This window comes from Streptomyces sp. NPDC029956, assembly GCF_055574655.1.
Map to the genome: position 1 here is coordinate 1 of NZ_JBVHZJ010000007.1, position 20,380 is coordinate 20,380.

Sequence of the window (20,380 nt, forward strand, 5' to 3'; positions counted from 1 at the left end):
CGGTGCTTAACCAGTTGCACGCCGAATTGCCCGAAGTTACCATCTCCAAGACCCCTTTCCCCCCCCCCCCCCCCCCCCTCCCCCCCCTCCCCACCCCCCCCCCCCCCCCCCCCCCCCCCCCCCCCCCCGCCGGGCGCTCAGCGCTTGTAGTTGATCTTCATCGTGTCGAGGTCGGTCACGGTCGACCGCAGTGCCTTGTACCCGTGGCCGAGCTCCCCGAGCGCGGTCTCCACGCGCTCCTCCGCGAGCGCACCGGCCATCTCGTCGCCGTCCTCCGCGTCGGAGACGACGACCAGGCGGTACGAGAAGTGCTTCAGGGTCCGGTCGTAGGTCAGCGAGCCCTCCTCCGTGAACTGCATCGCGGTCAGCCCGTGCGCGTCCACCTCGGCGAGCAGCCGGGTCCGGCTCTCCTCCGACAGACCGTCGAACGTGCCGCGCACGATGACCCGGTAGGTGTGCTGCGTGCCCATTCCTCGAACTCCCTGTGCCCTGGTTCTCCGGCCGCCCGACGGCGTACCGGCCCGCCACACTACGGCGGCGGCCGCCCGGTCCGCCGGGATTTTCCGGCCGCCCCGGGCCGCGGTGCCAGACGCCCCCGGGCCGCGGTGCCAGACGCTGCCGCACCTCGGCACCGGCCGCCCCCGCACCTCGGCACCGGGCTGAGCCCGGGGTCGAGAACCCCTGGTCAGGAAGGCCTCCGGCGTGTTCCATGGGGCGATGACGACCGTACGACGTGCCGTACTGACGCTGCCCGCCGCCCCCTTGGGCCCGGACAACCCTCTTCCCGCACTGCGGGCCCCCGTAGGCGCCGGGGCCCACGCGGTCGACCCGCTGACCCTCGCGGAGCTCCCGCGCGACATGGCCCGCGGCATCGGCCGGGACCCGCTGCGCAGCCTGCTCCCCGCCCCCGTGCGCGACGGCTACGGCCGGGAGCGCACGCTCACGGACGTCGACACGATCGTGATCGAGAACGACCGGCTCCGGGTGACCGTGCTGCCCGGTCTCGGCGGCCGCGTCCACTCCCTCCACCACAAGCCCACCGGACGCGAACTCCTCTACCGCAATCCGGTGTTCCAGCCTGCCGCGTTCGCCCTCAACGGCGCCTGGTTCTCCGGCGGCGTCGAGTGGAACATCGGGGCCACCGGCCATACGACCCTCTCCTGCTCGCCCCTCCACGCGGCGACCGTCCGCGCGCCCGACGGCGGGCCGATGCTCCGCCTCTGGGAGTGGGAGCGGCTGCGCGACCTGCCCTTCCAGGTCGACCTCTGGCTCCCGGAGGACTCCGACTTCCTGTACGTCGGGGTCCGGATACGCAACCCCCACGAGCGCACCGCCCCCGTCTACTGGTGGTCCAACATCGCCGTCCCCGAGGACCGCCGCGTCCTCGCGCCCGCCGACGCCGCCTGGCACCACGGGTACGAGCGCGGCCTCAGCCGGGTCCCCGTACCCGTCACCGAGGACGGCACCGACCGCACGTACCCGTTGAACAGCACCCACGCCGCCGACTGGTTCTACGACCTGCCCGAGGGGCAGCGCCGCTGGATCGCCGCTCTCGACTCGGACGGCACCGGTCTCGTCCAGACCTCCACCGACCCGCTGCGCGGCCGCAAGCTCTTCGTGTGGGGCACCGGCCGCGGCGGCCGGCGCTGGCAGGAATGGCTGACGGAACCCGGCACCCCGGGCTACGCCGAGATCCAGGCCGGGCTCGCCCGTACCCAGCTGGAACACCTGGAGCTCGCGGGCGGCGCGGAGTTCAGCTGGCTGGAGGCGTACGGACCGCTCGCCGCCGACCCCGCGACGGCGCTCGGCGACGACTGGACCGCCGCCCGCTCCGACGTCGAGCGCAGCCTGTCCGGGGCCCTGCCCCGAGCCGTCGTCGACGCCGCGTACACGGCCTGGCGGGAGGGGGCCGCCGACTGTGCGCCGGAGGAGGTCCTCGCGGCCGGATCCGGCTGGGGAGCGCTCGAAGTCCTGCGCGGGGGGCACGAGTTGCCCGGTACGCCGTTCCCGGAGTCGATGCTCGGACCCGAGCAGGAGCCCTGGCGGGAACTCCTCCGCACCGGCGTCCTGCCGCCTCCGGCGAAGGGCGCGGCACCCGGTGAGGCCCCGGTCGCCCCGGCGTCCGCGCTCGGGACCGCACCCCTGATCGCGCCGATGGTCGCGTCTCCCTGGCGGGACATGCTGGAGACCGCCCCGGCCGACCCCACCACCGAGTGCCAGCTCGGCATCGCCCAGTGGCACGCAGGTGACCGGGCCCAGGCGGTACGGAGCTGGGAGCGGGGCCTCAAGGGGGCGACCACGCGCTGGCCGCTGCTGTACTGCCTGGCCGTCGCCGACCGGGAGGACGGCCACCCGGAACGAGCCGCCGAGCACTTCGCGGAGGCCTTCGCCGACCACGAGGCGACGTGGGGCGGCGGGGAGGCCGCCCCGGATCGTGAGGGATCGCACGCCCTGGTCGCCGCCGCCCTCGGCCGTGAGGCGCTCGACGCGCTCCTCGCCGTCGACCGCCCCGACCGTGCCCGGGCCTTCTGGCACCGGCTGCCGGACGCCGTCCGGCGGCGCGGCGCCTTCCGGCTGCTCGACGTCCGGCTGCTCCTCGCCGAGGGTCGGCCGGACGAGGCGCGGGCCGTCTTCGAGGCGGGATTCGAGGTCGCGGACCTGCGCGAGGGCGCCGAGGTCCTGGGCGATCTCTGGGAGCGGATCACCGATGAACTCCTGCCGGACGCGTACGAGTTCAGAATGCGACCGAGCTGACGGAAGGGGTGACCCCAGGGGGGCGGTCGCTACCCTGGGCGGGGCGGAGACCAGGGGGACCGGAGGTCCGGGGTGGCGGCGTGGGCGACACAGGAGTGCCGGTGCGGGCATCCGCGTTTCCGGCACGGAGAACCCCGGTTCTCGGGAACCTGTGACGGCTGCCTCTGCGGATCCTTCGAGCTGCCCCCGGCTCCCGCCCTCGCGGACGAGCCGCCCCCGCCCCCGGAGCGGGACCGCACGCCCCACCCCGCCTGCCCCCTCCAGGACCCGGACTGCACCGGGTTTCACGACCTCTACTGAACGTTCCGCGAGGTCGCCCGGAGGAAGCGGGCGCCCCACTCCCGGAGGTGCGCGGCGAACTCCGGCGGTCCCAGGACCTCGAACTCGGCTCCCACGTTGCCCAGCGCCTGCGTGGGCCAGTCGAGGGACGTCGAGGTCATGGTGAGCCGGCAGCTGTCCCGGTCGACCGGCTCGACCGTGCCCCACCGGCCGACCGTCCGCCGCACCCGCGCGGCGGGCGCGTGGACGAGGACCTCGACCGTGTGCGGCGCCGGGCCCCCGCCCGCCGCTCGTACGAAGGCCGCCGCGTCCTCGGCCGGGAGCGGACGCATCCGGAAGCGGGCCCCGGTCGCCGTCGGTCCGGTCAGCCGGTCCAGGCGGAAGCTGCGCCAGCCGTGCCGCTCCAGGTCGTAGGCGACCAGGTACCAGCGCCCGCCGAGGGCGACGACACGGTGCGGCTCGACCTCGCGCTCGGTGGCCGCGGAGCCCCGGGCGGTGTAGCCGAACCGCAGCCGCTCCTCGTCCCGGCACGCCTGGGCGACCGTGGTGAGCACCTCAGCCGCGACGGCCGGCCCGGTCGCAGTGGCGGAGACGGTCACCGCCCGCAGGGCGTCCACCCGGGCCCGCAGCCGGGGCGGCAGGACCCGCACCACCTTGGTGAGCGCCCGCAGCGACGCGTCCTCGATCCCCGCGATCCCGGTCTGCGCCGCATCGCCGATGCCGTCGGCATCGCCGATGCCGACGGCGAGGGCCACCGCCTCCTCGTCGTCGAGCAGGAGCGGCGGCAGGACGGCGCCGGGCGCGAGCTGGTAGCCGCCGTCCGTGCCGCGGGCCGCGCCGACCGGGTAGCCGAGCTCGCGCAGCCGGTCGATGTCACGGCGCAGCGTCCGCTCGGACACCCCGAGCCGTTCGCACAGGTCGGGGCCGGTCCAGTGGCGGTGGGTCTGCAGCAGGGAGAGCAGCCGGAGGGTTCGGGAGCTGGTGTTCGCCATGCGGGGGGATCCTGCCCCGAGTTCCGGTCGGAAAGTGACCGGAAGGGTCCCTAGGGTCGATCTCGAAGGCACCGGAGGAAACCCCGGGCTGGCCGGACCGATCCGGTCGAGTCCGCTCCGGACCGGACTCGACCGGACTCGACCGGATCGCTGGGCCGGACTCGACCGGTACCGATACCGGTGCCGCGGAACGCATCCGACGTGTACCGGTGCCATGGAGCGCGACCGACGTGAGGACCAGGAAATGACCACTTGTGAGATCCGGTCGGCCGCGCAGATCGCCCGGTGTCGCGGCGCGGCGCGGGTGATCGGCAGTGCCGGGAGCCCGGCGAAGGCCGCGTACCGGGTGGACGAGCCCGGCTTCGACGCCGCGTCCGACCACCACGACGGTTCCCCGGCCGACCGGCTCCGGGGGTCGGCGCCCGAGGGCGTCTCGGTGTTCTTCGCCGTGATCGGCGGCGAGCGGTACGAACGCTTCGTCTCCCCGCAGACGGTCGTCGCGGGCGGCATCGAGGACGTGCCGGGCGCGTTCCTCCCGCTGCCCCAGGGGGCCTGCCAGGGCGACGTCTCGGTGCGTCTGTCGTGACCGCTCTCTCCGTCCGGGCCCTGAACCGGGCCCTTCTCGACCGGCAGTTCCTGCTCGCGCGGACCGACCGCACGCCGCTCGACGTGATCGGACGCCTGGTCGCGCTCCAGGCGCAGGAGCCCAACTGGCCCTACGTCGGACTGTGGAGCAGGATCCACGGCTTCACCCAGGCGGATCTCACCACGCTCGTCGAGGACCGCAAGGTCGTCCGGTCCGCCCTGCTCCGCAGCACCCAGCACCTCACCGGGGCCGACGACTTCCGCCGCCTGCGGCCGCTGGTGCAGCCCGTACTCGACCGCACCGCGGGCGCTTCGTACTTCCCCCGGAACCGCGCCGCGGGGCACGGCGTGGGTCTGGACGCGGCGGCCCTCGTCGCCGAGGGGCTCGCCCTGCTCGGGGGCCTGACGCTGCCCCGCAAGGAGCTGGGCAGGCGACTCGCCGAACGCCACCCCGGTCACGACGGACGGATCCTGGCAGGGGAGCTCGAGCTGCGGACCCCGCTCGTCCACGATCCCGCCACCGGCTCCTGGGGCTCCTGGGGCAACCGGTCGGCGATCTCCGTCACGCCCGCCGAAGCGTGGCTGGGACGACCGGTCGAGGCCACCGGCGACGGCGAGGCGGCGAAGGAGCTGATCCGCCGCTACCTCGCCGCCTTCGGTCCGGCCGGTGTGAAGGACGTCCAGGCCTGGTCCGGGCTGACCCGCCTGGGCGAGGTCGTCGCGGAGATGGGCTCCGAGCTGCGCCGCTACGCCGGCCCCGGAGGAGGGGAACTGTTCGACCTGGCCGGCGCGGAGCTGCCCGACCCCGAGACCCCTGCCCCCGTGCGACTGCTGCCCGCGTTCGACAACGTCCTGCTCGGCCACGCCGACCGGACCCGGATCATCGGCGACGAGGACCGGACCCGCGTGATGCCCGGCTCGGCGCAGGTCCGGCCCACGTTTCTGGTGGACGGCCGGGTGCGCGGAACGTGGTCCCTCACCGCCGGAACCCTGCGACTCACCCCGTTCCGGCCGCTCCGCGCCGCCGACCGGGCGGCCCTGGAGGAGGAGGCGCAGCGGCTGCTGCCGTTCACGGGCGGCACGGCGGTGGCCCACGACGACCTGTCACCCGCCAGCTGATCGCGGCCAGGGGATGTCGGCGGAAGGGGCGCCGGAGGCGCATTGCGCCGATCATGGGAACGGGCACCCTTCGCGCCGACGGGCGCCCGTTCCGCCAGGGAGGCAGGAGGTACGGGCATGACGCGCACGCGTGAGGTCTACTCCTACGACTACGCGGCCGACTTCGGGCTCAGCGGACTCGCCGGCACCCTGTGCGCCCGGTCGACGCTCCGCCTCGACGAACCGGTGGTCCTCGACATCGCCGAGTCCGAGGCGGAGGACGACGACCACCGGCTCGGCGCGGACGTACGGCTCCTCCTGGAGTCCCCGCTGCCGGACGACGTGCTCCGTACCGTGTGGCTGGCGGCCGTACGCCGCTGCTTCGACCCCGCGGAGGGGGGCATCGACACCCGGACCTGGCTGGGCGGGGTCGCGGAGCTGTGCCCGCCGCGGGCTCCGGAGCGCGACCCGTACGAGTTGCGGTCCCTGGACGCGGCGCGGCCCGTCGTGCCGGAGGAGGAGCTGCGGACGACCGTGGCCGCGGAGATCGAGTCGGCCGCCGCCGGCCTGGAGCTCCGCGTCGCCGTGCCCGGAATCGTCCCGGCCCTCCTCCGGGTCGTGCGGGAGGCGGACGCCGACCTGGGGTTCCGGCTGTTCCTGAGGGCGCTCAAGGCGTACTCCGTGCCGGTCGACGCGGATGCGTACGACCGGCTGATCGCCCTCGGGGACGGGCTGGCGTACCCCCCTGCCGCGGTCCACGAGGGCCTGACCGTGCGCTGGCGCCCCCTCGACCCCGGCCGTCGCGACTTCGCACACGGACGGTTCGGGCTGCCGGCGCTCGCGTCCGCGCTCCGCGGGACCGAGTGGACCTACGGGGGCACTCCGCGCGAACACGTCCAGCAGGTCGCCGACGACGGCCCGGGGCACGCCCCGGGAGCCTACGCCGCGGTCCTCCTCGACGACGCCTGGCGGCTCCTCGACTCCGCCCTGCCGGAGGAGGCGGTCGGCCTGCTCTGGCGGACCGCGGCCGGGCGCCTGTACGTCCCCGACGAGGACGGGTTCGACGCCGACGGGCGGGCCTGGCTCGAGCAGGTCTCCCAGGTGTGCCACGCCCACCTCGCGGAGGTCGACCCCGCCTACGCGCCGTTCCTCTCGCCCGCGAGGACCGAGCTGACGGAGGCGGTGCTGCGGGAGGTGCGCGAGGCGGTCCATGCCGACGCGGAGCAGGTACGAGGGGTGGCGCGGGTCCTGGAGGACGTGGTCACCGCGGTCGACCCGGACCTCGGCTTCCGCCTCCTCCTCCGCCTTCTGGACACGTACGCCGTCCCCGTCGACGAGGCCCGGCGCGACCGCTACCGGGCGCTCGCCGACCGGCTCGGGTTGAGCCACGACCACGACGGGCTGAGCGACGGCCGCGGCGACGGGCTCGGCGACGGGCACGACGGGCTCAGCAGTGGCGAGGACGGGCGTGGCGGTGGCTACGCCGGGGCGAGCGGGGACCACGCCGGGTTCGGCGCGCGCCGCCCCGACGGCCGGTTCGCGGCGGACGTGCCGTAGCCCACCCCCGCCCCCGGGCCCGTCAGGACACCCGGCACAGGATCTCGCCGTGCGGGACCATGAACCAGGCGTCCTCCCGCGTGCCCCACTCACGCCAGGCCTCGGCGATCTCCGTCAGCTCGGCCTTGGTCGCGTGGCCGCCGGACACGGCCAGGTCGGCGTAGCCGGAGCCGGTCGTACGGTCCGCCCACAGACCGCTCCACCAGGCCCGCTCCTCGGGCGTCGCGAAGCACCAGGTGCCGGCGGTCGTCGTGATGTCGGTGAAGCCGGCCTGCCGTGCCCAGGAGAGCAGTCGCCGTCCCGCGTCCGGTTCGCCGCCGTTGTCCCGGGCGACGCGGTGGTACAGGTCCAGCCAGCCGTCCAGGACGGGCCGTTCGGGATACCAGGCGAAGGCTCCGTAGTCGCTGTCGCGGGCCGCGACGACACCGCCGGGGCGGCACACCCGCCGCATCTCGCGCAGCGCCTGCACCGGGTCGCCGACGTGCTGGAGCACCTGGTGGGCGTGGACCACGTCGAAGGATTCGTCGGGGAAGTCCAGGGCGTGCACGTCGGCCACCGCGAACTCGACGTTCTCCAGGCCGCGTTCGGCCGCCACGGCCCGGGCGTTCGTCAGGACGCCCTCGGCCGCGTCGACCGCGGTGACCCGGCCGGGGGAGACCAGGGCGGCCAGGTCGGCGGTGATGGTGCCGGGTCCGCAGCCCACGTCCAGGACGTCCAGCCCCGCGGAGAGCGCGGGCAGCAGGTAGGCCGCGGAGTTGGCGGCCGTCCGCCAGTTGTGCGAGCGCAGGACCGACTCGTGGTGACCGTGGGTGTAGACGGCGGTCTCACGGGCCGTCTCGTGGCCCGCGGGCGGCGTGGAGGGGATGGAGGCATGCGTCATCGGAGCGACTCCCTCGTGTGTGGGTGCGTGCTCACCACCGTACGCATCGATGTCGCATGATGAGATCTGCGTCTTGAGATGTGGACAACATTCCTGTGGTGCCTCAGGTGAACAGGGCGCCCCGGTAACGGAGTTCCTCGAGCACTCGGCCGCCCGTCTCCTCCCGCACGACCTCACCGTCCGGGCGCCAGCCCGCCGCCTCGTAGAAGCGGCGCCCCCGTGTGTTCCCCGCGAACACCCACAGCGCCACCGTCCGGAACCCCGTGGCCGCGAGGGTCTCCGCGGAGGCTGCGAGGAGGGCCCGCCCGACTCCCGTGCCCCACACCTCCGGCAGGGCGTAGAGGGCGGCCAGTTCGGCCGTGGTCCGCCGGTCGAACTCCCCGTCCGGCCAGGCGCGGAAGCAGGAGAAGGCCCGCACCCGCTCGTCGGGCCCCGTCTCCACCAGGACCGTGGGCCGTTCCGGAGCGGTGAGGCGGGCCCGCCAGGCGGCGGTGCGCTCCCCGACGTCCAGGGCTTCCAGGTACGGGCCGGGCAGCAGGTCGCGGTAGGCGGCCCGCCAGGACAGCACGTGCACGGCGGCGATGCCCGCCGCGTCCTCGGGAAGGGCTTCTCGTATCGGCATGCCGCATTGTCGGTCGGGCGCCGCCCCCGCCGCCTCGCAATTACGGCCTGCTTCCCGGACCTGCCTACACAGTTCCGGCCCCTCGCCGGAAACACCTGCGCACATGCGGCGCACCGGACCGACCGCCCTCCGGGCCGACCTGACGAACCCCCTGTGACAGCAGCATGAACGGGCCGTCCGGACCGCCTCCGCGCCCCTAGGATCGGCCGCGCCGCCGCCCGGTGGCGCACCTCTCCCACGTGCCGAGGAGTCCCGTGCCGAACTCGCCCGCGCCCGACCGCCGTTCCGTGCTGAAGGTCCTCGCGGCGGCCCCGGCGGTCTCCGCCCTCGGCGGGCTCGCCACCGCCACCACGGCCACCGCCGCATCCGCGCCCGCCCCCGCGAACGCACCCGCACCCTCGCGCGCCACGGCCGGAGCCGCCGTCCCGCTCGCCGCGCCCGGGATCGTCAAGGCCCTCCCGGCCGAGTACTTCACCGTCCGGGGCACCAACGCCGAAGCGCGGTTCGACGGCTTCGGGGACACCGGCCTCCTCACCCCCGTGGACCGCTTCTTCGTCCGGAACCACACCACCACCCCCGTCCTCGACGCCGCCGACTGGCGCCTGACCCTCTGGGGCGACGGACTGCACGGCCGCAGCCCGGTCCACTTCACCTACGGGCAGCTCCGGGACCTGCCCTCCGTCACCCGAACGGCCCTGATCGAGTGCGCCGGAAACGGCCGCAGTCTCTATACGAGCCAGCAGGGCGAGCCGGTCACCGGCACCGCCTGGACCCTCGGCGCCGTCGGAGCCGCCCGCTGGCGCGGAGTGCGCCTCGCCGACGTGCTGCGACGAGCCGGGATCGCCCGCGACGCCGTCGACCTCCAGCCGCGCGGCCTCGACGACCCGTACGTCTCCGGCGGGATCGACCACGGCCGGGTCCGCCGCCCGCTGCCGGTCGCCAAGGCCTTCGACGACGTGATCCTCGCGTACGAGATGAACGGCGAGCCCCTCCCGTACGACCACGGCCATCCGGTCCGGCTCGTGGTGCCCTCCTGGGTCGGCATCGCCTCCATCAAGTGGCTCGGCGACATCGAGGTCTCCACCCGGCCGCTCACCTCGCCCTGGTCCACGGACTGGTACCGCCTCTTCGGCGACGCCCACCCGGCCGGCGGCAGCGCCCCGATCGGCCGCCAGACGCTCAAGTCCGGCTACCAGCTGCCCTTCGGCGCCACCCTGGAGGCCGGCCGTGTCCACCGGCTGACCGGCAGGGCCTGGTCCGCGCACGCGCCCGTACGGGCGGTCGAGGTGTCCACCGACGGCGGCGCGCGCTGGCGGCGGGCCCACCTCCACGACACCCCGCGCCGCGACGGCTGGGTCCGCTGGAGCACGCCGTGGCTCCCGCGCGCCACCGGGCCGGTCACCCTGCTCTCGCGGACCACCGACGCGGCCGGCGGCACCCAGCCCGAGCGGGCCGTGCACAACACCCAGGGCTACCTCTTCAACGCGATCGTGCGACACCCGGTGACCGTCGCCTGACCCGTCGCTCGGAGCGTCGCCTGAACCGACGCCTGGAGCGGCGGAAACGGCCGAACCTTCGTATAAAGGGCACGGGGGTGCCGTGCCGGCGCCCCCGTGTGCTCAGGAGGTACGGGACATGCGGCAGACGGCTCCGGACGGCCGCGGCCCGGTGCGCTACGGCCCTCCCGCCCCCGACACGGGCCTGCCCGTCCTGCCGGGACTCGCCGGGCTCCTCTCCGCCGCCGCCGGGCGGACCACCCCCGAGCCGCCCGGCGGCGGACCCGTCCTGCGCGAGGCCGCCTCCGGCTACTGGTGGCGCCGCGGCCTGCGCACCCACCCCGAGGACGTCGTGGCAGGCCCCGGCGCCCCCGCGCTGCTGCTCGCCCTGATCGCCGCCCACGGCGGCGACCTCCTGCTGCCCCGGCCCTGCCCCGCCTGGTGGACCCCACAGGCCCGCCTCCTCGGCCGCCCGGCCTACCACGTGCCGACCCCCGCCGAGGCGGGCGGCGTCCCCGATCCGTACGCCCTCCTGGAGACCGTCCGGCGGATCCGTGCCGAGGGCGGCACCCCGCGCGTCCTCCTGCTCTCCGTCGCCGACGACCCCACCGCCACCGTCGCCCCGCCCGAACTCGTCCGCGAGGCGTGCGAGGCCGCCGTCGCCGAGGGACTGCACGTCATCAGCGACGAGACCTGGCGCGACACCCGCCACCACCCCGAGGACACCGTGCTCCTCAGCCCCGCCGAGATGTGCCCGGACGACGTGACCGTCCTCTCCGACCTCGGCGGCGCCCTCACCCCGGCGGCCTGGCCCTGCGCCGTGGCCCGCTTCCCGCCCACCGATCCGTCCCGCGCCGACCGCTGGACCGACCGCAGGGCCCGCGTCCTCGACGTGCTCACCGCTCTCGGGGCGGTCGTCCCCGGACCCGTCGCCCCCGCCGCCGCGCACGCCCTGGACGAACCGGAGGACGTCACCGTTCGGGCCCGGCGCGCCGCCGCCGTCCACGGTCGCCTGGCCGCGGCCGCGCACCGCGCCGTCCTCGCCGCCGGGGCCCTCGCCCGGCCGCCCCAGGCGGGCCGCCACCTCTACGCCGACCTCGGGCCGCTGCGGTCCGGTCTCGCCGCCCGGGGGGTCACCGACTCCCTGGAGCTGGAGAGCCACCTCGGCGCACGCCTCGGAGCTCCCGCGACCGGCGGCCACCGCTTCGGCGACGAACTCGGCGCTCTGCGCGTGAGGTTCGGCACCGGCATGTTCCTGGGCGGCACGGCGGAGGAACGGGCGGAGACGCTCGCAGCGCGGGACCCGGAGACGCTTCCCCACGTGGCGGCGAAGCTCGCGGAGTTCGGGGGAATCCTGGAGGAACTCCGATGACCGCGCCCCCGGTCGGCCGCCGGCCGAAGCGCCCCGGGCGAGCCGTGGCAGCGGTGGCAGCGGTGGCAGTACGGGTCGTGGCCGCACGAGCCGGAGTCGTGCGAGAGGCACGAGCCGAAGCCGTGCGAGGGACACGAGCCGTACCAGCCGGCCGCCCCCAGGCAACCGCGTCATCCACACCAGCCCGAGCCTCCGCACGAGCCTCCGCACGAGCCGAACCATCCGCGCAGAACGGAGCCCGCAGATGACGGAACGGACGGCAGACCCCGCGCGGGCAGCCCAGGCCGCCGCGTACCAGCCCGATGCCGCCACGGCTCCCGGCCCTGCCACCGGGCCGGCGCCCGCTCCCGTCCTCCATCCCGTCGGGCGGCTCCGGCTCGACTGGCCCCGCAGCTTCGCCGACCGGCTCACCGCCCCGCTCCCCGGCGTGCGGGCCCTGGCCCGCCTCGCCCGCGAGGGAGCCGTACGCCCAGGTCCCGAAGGCCTCCGCGACATCCCGCTGCTGCCCTTCGAACCGGGCCCGCTGCCGCCCGCCGGACCCGACACCCTCGCCCTCACCTGGGCCGGGCACGCCAGTTGGGTGCTGCGGATCGGAGGACTCACCGTCCTCACCGACCCGGTCTGGTCCCGGCGGATCTTCGGCACCCCCGCCCGGCTCACCCCCGTCGGCGTCCGCTGGGAGGACCTGCCCGACATCGACGCCGTCGTCATCAGCCACAACCACTTCGACCACCTCGACGCCCCCACCCTGAAGCGCCTTCCCCGGCACACCCCGGTCTTCGTCCCGGCCGGCCTCGGCCGCTGGTTCACCCGCCGCCGGTTCAGCCGGGTCACCGAGCTCGACTGGTGGGAGGCGGCCGAACTCGACGGCGTGCGCTTCGACTTCGTCCCCGCCCACCACTGGTCCAAGCGCACCCTCCTGGACACCTGCCGCTCCCTGTGGGGCGGTTGGGTGCTCACCGACCGGTCCGGGCGGCGCGTCCACTTCGCGGGGGACACCGGATACGGCCACTGGTTCGCCGAGATCGGCCGCCGGTACCCCGGCATCGACCTGGCCCTGCTCCCGATCGGCGCCTACGACCCCCGCTGGTGGCTCAGCGACGTCCACACCGACCCGGAGGAGGCGGTCCGCGCCCACCAGGACCTGGGGGCGCGGCGGATGGCCCCGATGCACTGGGCGACCTTCGTGCTGTCCTCGGAGCCCGTCCTCGAACCCCTCACCCGGGTCAGGACCGCCTGGGAGCAGGCCGGGCTGCGCCGCGAGGACCTGTGGGACCTGCCGGTCGGCGGCTCACGGGTGCTCGCGCCCTGACGCGGTGTGCGCCGACGGCACGTGCCCCGTCTACTGCTCCGACACCCCGCCCACCTTCGGCCTCGGCCCCCGCAGCCGCCGCCACAGCGCCGGGACCGCGCTGACGAGGACCGTGAGGCCGACCGCGGCGACGACGCCCTGCCAGGGCTCCGGGAACAGCGAACCGCCCAGGATGCCGATCAGCTGGTACGTCGCCGCCCACGCCAGACAGGCCGCCATGTCACCGCGCACGAACCGCCGCAGCGGCATCTCCGACAGCAGGCACGCCAGCATCACCGGGATCCGCCCCGCCGGCACGAGCCGGGACAGGACGAGCACCGACACCTGATGCGTGTCGAGCCGCTCCTGCGCGTGCGCCAGCCGATCCGGCGTCACCCGGCCCCGCAGCGCGGCGAGCCACCGCGAGCCGTTGCGCGAGCGCACCCCGCGCTGCCCCAGCCAGTACAGGGCGGTGTCGCCGAGGAGCGCCGCGAACGCCGCCACCAGGAAGACGAGGAGCAGCGCGAGCGGCGACGTCTGGTGGAAGGCGACCACCGCCGCCGAACTGACGATCGCGCCCGTCGGCACGACCGGAACCAGGGCGCCGAGCGCCACGAGGAGGAACAGGGAGGGATAGCCGACGGCCTGTTGCGTCGACTCCGGCGGCAGCTCCCGCACCACCGTCACGACCCCGGTGAGCCCGTGGATCACCGGCCGCCCCCAGGCCGCGCCGCGGGTGCGGACCGGGGCGCCGTTCCCGCCTCGGCCGCGGTCGCCCCCGCCTCGGTCGCCCTCTCGCGGGTCGTCGCCCCCGCCCCGATCGCCCCCGCCCAGGTCGCGGTGGCCGCCTCGCCGATCGCCGTCGCCCCCGCCCCGGTCGTCGCCCGCCCGTCCGCCGGAGCGGGAGCCGCCTCCGCCGAACGTCCGCCCCTCGTCCCCCGTCTCACCGGGCCACCTCCGGACGTACCCGCTCGCCGTGCGCGAGCAGATGGACGGCCACCTTCGGCGCCAGCCGCGCCGCGTGCCGTACGAACTCGTCGCCCGGCGCGTGGAACTCGTGCGGCCTGATCCCGTCAAGCCCGATCGGCCAGTACGTGCCGTAGTGCACCGGGACCGCCGCCGCGGGCGACAGCTCGGCGAGCGCCTCGGCCGCCCGGCCCGCGTCGAGATGGCCGTGCCCCAGGTACGGGCCCCAGCCGCCGACCGGCAGCAGCGCCACGTCCACCGGGCCCACCGCCTCCGCCATCCCCTCGAAGAGGCCGGTGTCCCCGGCGAAGTACGTCCGTGCCTCGCCCTCGACGACGTACCCGAGTGCGGGGGCGCGGTGCGGCCCCACCGGCAGCCGCCGTCCGTCGTGGCGCGCGGGCACCGCCCGTACCGTCACGCCCTCGACCGTCACGGTGTCGCCCGGCTCCACCTCGGTGAGCCGCAGCCCGTTCCCGTCGAGCCTGCGCAGCCCGGGTACGGCGGCGGGGGCGCCGCGCGGCACGACGATCAGGGTGCCGGGCGCGAGCCTGGCCAGTGACGGCAGGTGCAGATGGTCGGAGTGCAGGTGCGAGACGAGGACGGCCTCGGCGACCGCGGCCTCGGGGGGAGGCAGGGCGCCGCGCCGCCGCCGCAGGTGGGCGAGCCGCCGTGCGAACAGCGGATCGGTGAGGAAGCGGACCCCGGAGTCCTCGACCGTGCAGGTCGCGTGACCCCACCAGGTGACCTCCACCGGCATGCCGCCTTCCGTCGTCTCGGGTTCCTGCCGTCGTCCACCGTCGTTCACGATGTCCGCGCTCGTACCCTCGCTCCGTATCGAGGGTAAATGTCCGCTGCGGGCGCCGGAGGATGTTCGGCCGTGCCGTCCCGCAGTAGGGTCGGCCCATGGACGACGTTCGGGTGGCGGCGATCGCCAGCCTCACCCCGCTCGAAGAGCTGGACAGCGACCCCTTCCTCGTGGACACGCGCCGCCAGCACGCGGTGTGTGCGCGCTGGGCCGACGACAAGGGGTACGTGGTCGCCCGCCGGCTGCTGTTCTACGGTATCCGGCCCGACCACGAGGCCCTGTGGGCGGACGTGGAGGCGGGGGCGGTCGACCTGTTCGTCGCCGCCAACGAGCGGGTCCTCGCGCGCGCGTTGACCTCCGTGTCCGGCTTCCGCGCGGAGTGCGCGCGGCGCGGGGTGCGGGTGGAGACCGCCTGTTCCGACGAGCCTGCGTGCGAGCCGGAGTACGACGCGGCGGCCAAGGCGGGGGTCCACCGGCGGCTCTCGATGCCGACGGCCGGTTACGACGGCTGCTGACGTACGACCTCGCGCAGAGCCGCCCGGCGTACGGCCGCGCGTACACAGACGCCCGGCGTACGACCGCGCCTACGACCTCACGGACGCACGCGCGTACGCCGTCCCGTGCCGCTTCACGTACGTCTTCGCGCCTGACCCGATGGACGTCTTCGCGACGTCTTCGCGTACGGCCCGACGGACGTCTTCATGCCCGACCTGACACACCCGGGCCGATCGCCGTCACTCGTTCTCCCCGCCGACCGCGGGCGTTGTGCCACGCTTGAGACAGGAAACGGGTGAAAGGTGTAGCGGGCGTGGGTGACGGGCGATGGGGTGGCGCCGACCGCTGGCGGTCCGCGGGCAGTGCGCTGGGGCGGGTGATCGCGGTGTGGGCGGTGTCGACGCTCACGATGCTGATCCTCGCCGGGCTGCTCCCCGACTTCGAGCTGCAGTCCGCCGACGGCGACAGCTTCACGAGGACGGCGCTCACCGCCGCCGCAGCGGCCGGCGCCTTCGGCCTGCTCGGCGCGCTCGTGTGGCCGGTGATCGTAAGGGCCCTGCTGCTCGTCCCCGCGCTCCTGCTCGGTCTGCTCGTGTTCTTCCTCAACGGTTCACTGCTGCTCGTCGCGCTCTGGGTGATCCCCGACGGGCGCGGCGCCGCGAACCCCGAGACCGCCGTCGTGGTCGCCGCCGTCATGTCCGCCGTCGCCTCCGCCACCTCCACCGGCCTCGCCGTCCGCGACGACGGCGCCTACCGGCGCCGGCTCTACCGGCTCACCGGCCGCACCCGGCCCCGCGCGTCGGGCGACGCACCCGAGCAGATCCCCGGGACGGTCTTCCTCCAGCTCGACGGCGTCGGCCACCACGTCCTGCGCGGCGCCGTCGCCGACGGGCTCATGCCGACCGTGGCGTCCTGGATCGACGCCGGCCACCGGCTCACCCCGTGGCGCACCGACTGGTCCAGCCAGACCGGCGCGAGCCAGCTCGGCATCCTGCACGGATCCAACGAGGACGTGCCCGCCTTCCGCTGGTACGAGAAGGACTCCGGCCGGCTCATGGTGTCCAACCGCCCGGCCAGTGCCGTGGAGCTCCAGCGCAGGGCCGTGCGCCGCACCGGGGACGGGGGCCTGCTCACCGTCGACGGGGCCTCGCGCGGCAACCTGTTCAGCGGCGGCGCCGACCAGCTCGCGCTCGTCCTGTCGATGGCCGCCCGGCGCGGCCCGCGCAACCGCTCGCGCGCCGGCTACTTCGCGTACTTCTCCGACCCGGCCAACGCCGTCCGCACCGCCGGTTCGCTGGTCGCCGAGTGCGGCCGTGAGGTGTTCCAGTCGACGCGGGCGCTGGTGCGCCGCGAGACCCCGAGGGTCTCGCGCGGCGGCACGTACCCCTTCGTGCGCGCCTTCGCGACCGTCGTGGAGCGGGACGTCGTCGTCTCGGCGGTGATGGGGGACATGCTGGCCGGGCGGACCGCCGTCTACGCCGACCTCGTCGCCTACGACGAGGTGGCCCACCACTCGGGCCCGCACGGCCGGGACACCGAGGGGGTCCTGCGCCGGCTCGACCGCTCGATCGCGCTGATCGCCACCGTCGCCGAGCACGCCCCCCGCCCGTACCGGATCGTGTTGCTCTCGGACCACGGGCAGAGCCCCGGCGAGACCTTCGAGGGGGCGTACGGGCTGACGCTCAAGGACCTGGTCAGGGCCGGGTGCGGGCTTCCCGTGCCGCGCCGGGTGCGCAGGACCCGCAGCGGTTCGGAGGCACGGGACGCGGCCAGGGACGCGCTGCGCCTCGCACTGCACCGGCCGGTGGACGAGACCGGCGAGACCGCGAAGGAGCTGCCCGCCCGGCCCTCCGAGCCGGTCGTCCTCGCCTCCGGCAACCTCGGTCTCATCTCGTTCCCCGACGTGCCGCACCGGATGACCCGGGAGGAGATCGACCGGCGCCACCCGGCCCTGCTCCGCACCCTCGCCCACCATCCGGGCGTCGGCTTCGTCCTGGTGGCGAGCGCCGAGCACGGCTCGGTGGTGCTCGCCCGCGACGGGGTGGAGGTGCCGGTCGCCGATCTCGACGACGGGGGACCGCTCGCCGTCTTCGGTCGGGGCGCGGCGCGGGCGGTGCGGCGTACGGACGGCTTCCCGCACGTCGCGGACATCATGGTCAACTCGATGTACGACCCTGCGACCGGCACCGTGCACGCCTTCGAGGAGCAGATCGGCTCGCACGGCGGCCTCGGCGGCGAGCAGTCGCACCCCTTCCTGCTCTCGCCGCCTGAGCTGTCGCCGCCGGTCGGCGCGGGGGAGGAGCTGGTCGGCGCGGAGCAGGTGCACCGGGTGCTGCGGCGCTGGCTGCGGGAGTGCTCGGGTCCGCAGGTCCCGCTGGAGATCTCGCCGCCCGCGGGCGGCTCGACATCTCTTCGTCCGATCGACGAGCCGGTCGCGCAGGACAAGCACCGCTGACGGACGGTCCGGCCGAGTCCACCGCCACCGGCTGTCGCCACCGGGGCGATCGCCGCCCCCTGCGGTGAACCGGTGAATCACGAGTCCCACCCGTAGGCCGCTCGGGCGGATCTCGGGCCGGACACGCGTGTCGGGACCCCGGCGGGGCAGTACGGATCTCCGTGAGCCCCGCGCCCGATCCGACCACCGCGCCGCCCGCCGCCCCGGCGGGCCGCCCGGCGTGCGCGAGGCGGGGGTGGCGAGGCCGGTTCCCGGCCCCTGACCGCCGCCTCTGGGTCGTGCTGCTCCTCGTCCTCGCCGCACTGCTCGGCACCGGGGCCTCCGGCGCGCTCACCGGCGGGGCCGAACTCCGGCCCGCCACCGCGTCCCCCGCGCCCGACCCGGGCGCCGAGACCCACGACCCTGCCGGTACCGAGGCCGGGCTGCCCGGCCGCTCCCGTCGGCACCGGACGGGCATCCGCCCGGTCCGCCGCCCGCGCCGCCTCCCGTACGGCGCCCGGGACCGGCGCCGCGGCCCGGCCGCCGCCCCCGTCCCCGCCCCGCGCGGCGACGCGCTCCGGTGCGTGGTGATGCGCTGCTGAGAGGCCCACGCCCCTCCGCAGCCCCCCGACATCACCCCCGCACCACGAGGAGCTTCGCCATGTCCGTCGACCCGTACGCCGTTCTCCAGGCCCTGCTGCGCGCCGAGGCCTCCCGGGCCCAGCGCTCCGAACGCCGCGCGCCCGAGCCCGCCGCCCCGGCGGCCGAGCCCGCCCCGGCCCCGGCACCCGAGCCGCCCACGTACCGGGACGAACCCCTCCGCTGACCCTCCGTCACGCCCCGACGCGGGCCACGGCGAAATCTGATTGCGTACCGGCGTCCGGGCGTACGAGGGTGTTCCGATGACCTCGACCGGCCGGAACACCAGACCCGATCGGTCCGCCGGACCCGCGTCCGACGAGCAACGGGGGGCGCTGCGGGAACCCGCCGCCACCGCAGGCGCCCCTCCTCGTCCGCCCCTCCCGCGCCGCGCCGCCGACCGGCTCCTCGCCTTCGCGCGGCGCCCCTACTGGGACCGCCCCGACCCCTCGTACCGTATCCGCCGCTGGCCCGACCTCACCGCGCTCTGCCTCGCCACGGTCTTCTTCTGGGCGAGCCTGACCCCGTCCCTTGTGCCCCGCCCCTGGTACCTCCAGGGCCTCGTCGGCGGGATCACCGCCGTCATCGGATACGCCCTCGGCTCCGGGCTCGCCTGGCTCTACCGGGCGCTCGCCCCGTGGCGGCCGGCCGCCCGGTTCCGTACCCGCTGCTGGCAGGCGTACTGGCTGCTCAGCCCGGTCCTCGCCGCCTGGTTCGTCTCCGGCAGCGCCCGGATGCAGCGTCAGCTCCGGGTCCTCCAAGGGCTCCCGCCCGCCCTCACCTGGCACACGCCGATGATCGCCCTCATCGCCCTCGGCCTGCTGCTCGCCGGTCTGTTCGTCGCCCGCGCCGTCCGGCTCGGCTCCGTCACCCTGATACGACAGCTCGGCCGGCTCATGCCCCGGCCCTTCGCCTTCGCCGTCGGCGCGGTCGTCTCCACCCTCCTCGTCCTCGTCGGCGTCCGCGACATCGTCTTCGACCGAGGAGTCGTCGACATCGCCGACCGCATCGCCGAAGCCACCAACGGCGGGACCAAGGACGGCATCCGGCGCCCCGCCTCCCGCCTCGTCTCCGGCGGACCCGACTCCCTCATCCCCTGGGAGAACCTCGGCTACCAGGGCCGCAACTTCGCCGGCTCCACCCCCACCCGCGGCGCCCTCACCGCCTGGACCGGGCGGCCCGCCCGCGACCCCGTCCGCGTCTACATCCCGTCCGCGCTGCCCGCCGCCTTCCAGGACGGCAGCCCGTTCGCCGCCCAGGCCAGGCTCGCCGTCCGCGAACTCGAACGCACCGGCGCCTTCGAACGCGCCGTGCTCGCCGTCGCCGGCACCACCGGCACCGGCTGGGTCGACCCGAACGTCGCCGAGGCCCTGGAGTACATGTACGAGGGGGACACCGCGATCGTCGCCGTCCAGTACTCGTACCTCCCCAGCTGGGTCTCCTTCCTCGTCGACAAGGAGAAGGCGGGCCAGGCCACCCGTGCCCTCCTCGACGCCGTACGCGCCCGGCTCGACACCCTCCCCGCCGCCCACCGGCCCCGGCTCGTCGTCACCGGCGAGAGTCTCGGCGCCTACGCCGTCGAGGCCTCCTTCGACAGCGCCGACGACCTCCTCGCCTCCACCGACGGAGCCCTGCTGCTGGGCGCCCCCGACTTCTCCCCGATCTCCCGCGAGATCCGCCGCGACCGCGACCCGGGCAGCCCCGTCTGGCGTCCCCAGTACCGGGACGGCGCCCACGTCCGCTTCGCCCAGTTCCCCCAGACCGACCTCGCCCGCCCGGCCGCCGCGTGGGAACACCCGCGCGCGGTCTACCTGCAGAACGCCTCCGACCCCGTCGTCTGGTGGTCGCCCGACCTCCTCCTCGACAAACCCGCCTGGCTGGACGAACCCCTCGGCCCCGACATCACCCCCGAGATCACCTGGTTCCCCTTCGTCGCCTTCTGGCAGACCTCCGTCGACATGGCCGTCTCGTACGGGGTCGACGCCCCGCACGGCCACCGCTACGGCGCCGGAGCCGTCGACGGCTGGGCGGCCGTCCTCCCACCGCCCGGCTGGACGACCGCCGACACCGCCCGGCTGCGCGCCTTCATCGGCCACCGGGCGGCGGCGTACTGAC

The 20,380-nt window shown here is 75.4% G+C and carries 18 protein-coding genes; 12 read left to right on the forward strand and 6 right to left on the reverse strand.

Going from position 1 to position 20,380, the window contains the following annotated elements; all coding sequences use genetic code 11:
• Positions 1-137: 137 nt before the first annotated feature.
• On the reverse strand, positions 138-470 hold the full coding sequence (locus ACZ4XX_RS07250; RefSeq protein ID WP_468506949.1) for a DUF6204 family protein: 333 nt from the start codon (positions 468-470) through the stop codon (positions 138-140).
• Between the two features lie 247 nt (positions 471-717).
• Here ACZ4XX_RS07250 and ACZ4XX_RS07255 point away from each other — a divergent pair, with 247 nt between their 5' ends.
• Positions 718-2,754 (forward strand): DUF5107 domain-containing protein, encoded by a 2,037-nt coding sequence (locus ACZ4XX_RS07255; protein WP_468506950.1) that lies wholly within the window; start codon positions 718-720, stop codon positions 2,752-2,754.
• Positions 2,755-3,047: 293 nt separating this feature from the next.
• Here the strand turns inward: ACZ4XX_RS07255 and ACZ4XX_RS07260 are convergent, their stop codons facing one another.
• Complete coding sequence (locus ACZ4XX_RS07260) at positions 3,048-4,025, reverse strand: helix-turn-helix transcriptional regulator (RefSeq protein WP_468506951.1); 978 nt, start codon at positions 4,023-4,025, stop codon at positions 3,048-3,050.
• A gap of 244 nt (positions 4,026-4,269) precedes the next feature.
• Here ACZ4XX_RS07260 and ACZ4XX_RS07265 point away from each other — a divergent pair, with 244 nt between their 5' ends.
• The 3 genes from ACZ4XX_RS07265 (at position 4,270) to ACZ4XX_RS07275 (ending at position 7,265) form a co-directional block, all read left to right on the forward strand.
• Positions 4,270-4,611, forward strand: a complete 342-nt coding sequence (locus ACZ4XX_RS07265) for a hypothetical protein (RefSeq protein ID WP_468506952.1) — start codon at positions 4,270-4,272, stop codon at positions 4,609-4,611.
• Positions 4,608-5,729 carry a winged helix DNA-binding domain-containing protein gene (locus ACZ4XX_RS07270; RefSeq protein WP_468506953.1) on the forward strand — a complete coding sequence of 374 codons (1,122 nt, stop codon included), beginning with the start codon at positions 4,608-4,610 and terminating at the stop codon, positions 5,727-5,729. The genes ACZ4XX_RS07265 and ACZ4XX_RS07270 overlap by 4 nt, the downstream gene beginning before the upstream one ends.
• 117 nt (positions 5,730-5,846) lie before the next feature.
• Complete coding sequence (locus ACZ4XX_RS07275; RefSeq protein ID WP_468506954.1) at positions 5,847-7,265, forward strand: hypothetical protein; 1,419 nt, start codon at positions 5,847-5,849, stop codon at positions 7,263-7,265.
• A 22-nt stretch (positions 7,266-7,287) separates the two neighbouring features.
• Here the strand turns inward: ACZ4XX_RS07275 and ACZ4XX_RS07280 are convergent, their stop codons facing one another.
• Both ACZ4XX_RS07280 and ACZ4XX_RS07285 read right to left on the reverse strand, forming a co-directional pair.
• The gene (locus ACZ4XX_RS07280) at positions 7,288-8,145 is read right to left on the reverse strand and encodes a methyltransferase domain-containing protein (RefSeq protein WP_468506955.1); all 858 of its coding nucleotides are present in this window, start codon (positions 8,143-8,145) and stop codon (positions 7,288-7,290) included.
• Between the two features lie 103 nt (positions 8,146-8,248).
• A complete protein-coding gene (locus tag ACZ4XX_RS07285; protein ID WP_468506956.1) occupies positions 8,249-8,767 on the reverse strand; it encodes a GNAT family N-acetyltransferase in 519 nt (172 codons plus the stop codon).
• A gap of 254 nt (positions 8,768-9,021) precedes the next feature.
• Between ACZ4XX_RS07285 and ACZ4XX_RS07290 the strand changes: the two genes are divergently transcribed.
• The 3 genes from ACZ4XX_RS07290 (at position 9,022) to ACZ4XX_RS07300 (ending at position 12,947) form a co-directional block, all read left to right on the forward strand.
• Positions 9,022-10,284: a sulfite oxidase gene (locus ACZ4XX_RS07290; protein WP_468506957.1), complete on the forward strand. Its 1,263-nt coding sequence runs from the start codon at positions 9,022-9,024 to the stop codon at positions 10,282-10,284.
• A 118-nt stretch (positions 10,285-10,402) separates the two neighbouring features.
• Positions 10,403-11,635, forward strand: a complete 1,233-nt coding sequence (locus tag ACZ4XX_RS07295; RefSeq protein ID WP_468506958.1) for an aminotransferase class I/II-fold pyridoxal phosphate-dependent enzyme — start codon at positions 10,403-10,405, stop codon at positions 11,633-11,635.
• 244 nt (positions 11,636-11,879) lie between these two features.
• Positions 11,880-12,947 (forward strand): MBL fold metallo-hydrolase, encoded by a 1,068-nt coding sequence (locus ACZ4XX_RS07300; RefSeq protein ID WP_468506959.1) that lies wholly within the window; start codon positions 11,880-11,882, stop codon positions 12,945-12,947.
• Between the two features lie 30 nt (positions 12,948-12,977).
• Here ACZ4XX_RS07300 and ACZ4XX_RS07305 read toward each other — a convergent pair whose 3' ends face one another.
• Together ACZ4XX_RS07305 and ACZ4XX_RS07310 are read right to left on the reverse strand one after the other, a co-directional pair.
• Positions 12,978-13,637, reverse strand: coding sequence for a DedA family protein (locus tag ACZ4XX_RS07305; protein ID WP_468506960.1), 660 nt, complete (start codon positions 13,635-13,637; stop codon positions 12,978-12,980).
• 232 nt (positions 13,638-13,869) lie between these two features.
• Complete coding sequence (locus tag ACZ4XX_RS07310) at positions 13,870-14,649, reverse strand: MBL fold metallo-hydrolase (RefSeq protein WP_468506961.1); 780 nt, start codon at positions 14,647-14,649, stop codon at positions 13,870-13,872.
• A 146-nt stretch (positions 14,650-14,795) separates the two neighbouring features.
• Here ACZ4XX_RS07310 and ACZ4XX_RS07315 point away from each other — a divergent pair, with 146 nt between their 5' ends.
• From ACZ4XX_RS07315 to ACZ4XX_RS07335, 5 genes are all read left to right on the forward strand, one after another.
• Positions 14,796-15,212: a recombinase family protein gene (locus ACZ4XX_RS07315; protein ID WP_468506962.1), complete on the forward strand. Its 417-nt coding sequence runs from the start codon at positions 14,796-14,798 to the stop codon at positions 15,210-15,212.
• 293 nt (positions 15,213-15,505) lie between these two features.
• Positions 15,506-17,647 (forward strand): phage holin family protein, encoded by a 2,142-nt coding sequence (locus ACZ4XX_RS07320; protein WP_468506963.1) that lies wholly within the window; start codon positions 15,506-15,508, stop codon positions 17,645-17,647.
• A gap of 278 nt (positions 17,648-17,925) precedes the next feature.
• Complete coding sequence (locus tag ACZ4XX_RS07325; protein ID WP_468506964.1) at positions 17,926-18,228, forward strand: hypothetical protein; 303 nt, start codon at positions 17,926-17,928, stop codon at positions 18,226-18,228.
• 59 nt (positions 18,229-18,287) lie between these two features.
• Positions 18,288-18,452 (forward strand): hypothetical protein, encoded by a 165-nt coding sequence (locus ACZ4XX_RS07330; RefSeq protein WP_468506965.1) that lies wholly within the window; start codon positions 18,288-18,290, stop codon positions 18,450-18,452.
• 76 nt (positions 18,453-18,528) lie between these two features.
• Positions 18,529-20,379, forward strand: coding sequence for an alpha/beta hydrolase (locus ACZ4XX_RS07335; RefSeq protein WP_468506966.1), 1,851 nt, complete (start codon positions 18,529-18,531; stop codon positions 20,377-20,379).
• The last annotated feature ends 1 nt before the right edge of the window (position 20,380 follow it).

What these genes read in the sequence shown, in the direction of transcription:
- ACZ4XX_RS07250 (WP_468506949.1), bottom strand. Translation starts at nt 470, where the DNA reads ATGGGCACGCAGCACACCTACCGGGTCATCGTGCGCGGCACGTTCGAC.
- ACZ4XX_RS07255 (WP_468506950.1), top strand. Translation starts at nt 718, where the DNA reads ATGACGACCGTACGACGTGCCGTACTGACGCTGCCCGCCGCCCCCTTG.
- ACZ4XX_RS07260 (WP_468506951.1), bottom strand. Translation starts at nt 4,025, where the DNA reads ATGGCGAACACCAGCTCCCGAACCCTCCGGCTGCTCTCCCTGCTGCAG.
- ACZ4XX_RS07265 (WP_468506952.1), top strand. Translation starts at nt 4,270, where the DNA reads ATGACCACTTGTGAGATCCGGTCGGCCGCGCAGATCGCCCGGTGTCGC.
- ACZ4XX_RS07275 (WP_468506954.1), top strand. Translation starts at nt 5,847, where the DNA reads ATGACGCGCACGCGTGAGGTCTACTCCTACGACTACGCGGCCGACTTC.
- ACZ4XX_RS07280 (WP_468506955.1), bottom strand. Translation starts at nt 8,145, where the DNA reads ATGACGCATGCCTCCATCCCCTCCACGCCGCCCGCGGGCCACGAGACG.
- ACZ4XX_RS07285 (WP_468506956.1), bottom strand. Translation starts at nt 8,767, where the DNA reads ATGCCGATACGAGAAGCCCTTCCCGAGGACGCGGCGGGCATCGCCGCC.
- ACZ4XX_RS07295 (WP_468506958.1), top strand. Translation starts at nt 10,403, where the DNA reads ATGCGGCAGACGGCTCCGGACGGCCGCGGCCCGGTGCGCTACGGCCCT.
- ACZ4XX_RS07300 (WP_468506959.1), top strand. Translation starts at nt 11,880, where the DNA reads ATGACGGAACGGACGGCAGACCCCGCGCGGGCAGCCCAGGCCGCCGCG.
- ACZ4XX_RS07310 (WP_468506961.1), bottom strand. Translation starts at nt 14,649, where the DNA reads ATGCCGGTGGAGGTCACCTGGTGGGGTCACGCGACCTGCACGGTCGAG.
- ACZ4XX_RS07315 (WP_468506962.1), top strand. Translation starts at nt 14,796, where the DNA reads ATGGACGACGTTCGGGTGGCGGCGATCGCCAGCCTCACCCCGCTCGAA.
- ACZ4XX_RS07330 (WP_468506965.1), top strand. Translation starts at nt 18,288, where the DNA reads ATGTCCGTCGACCCGTACGCCGTTCTCCAGGCCCTGCTGCGCGCCGAG.
- ACZ4XX_RS07335 (WP_468506966.1), top strand. Translation starts at nt 18,529, where the DNA reads ATGACCTCGACCGGCCGGAACACCAGACCCGATCGGTCCGCCGGACCC.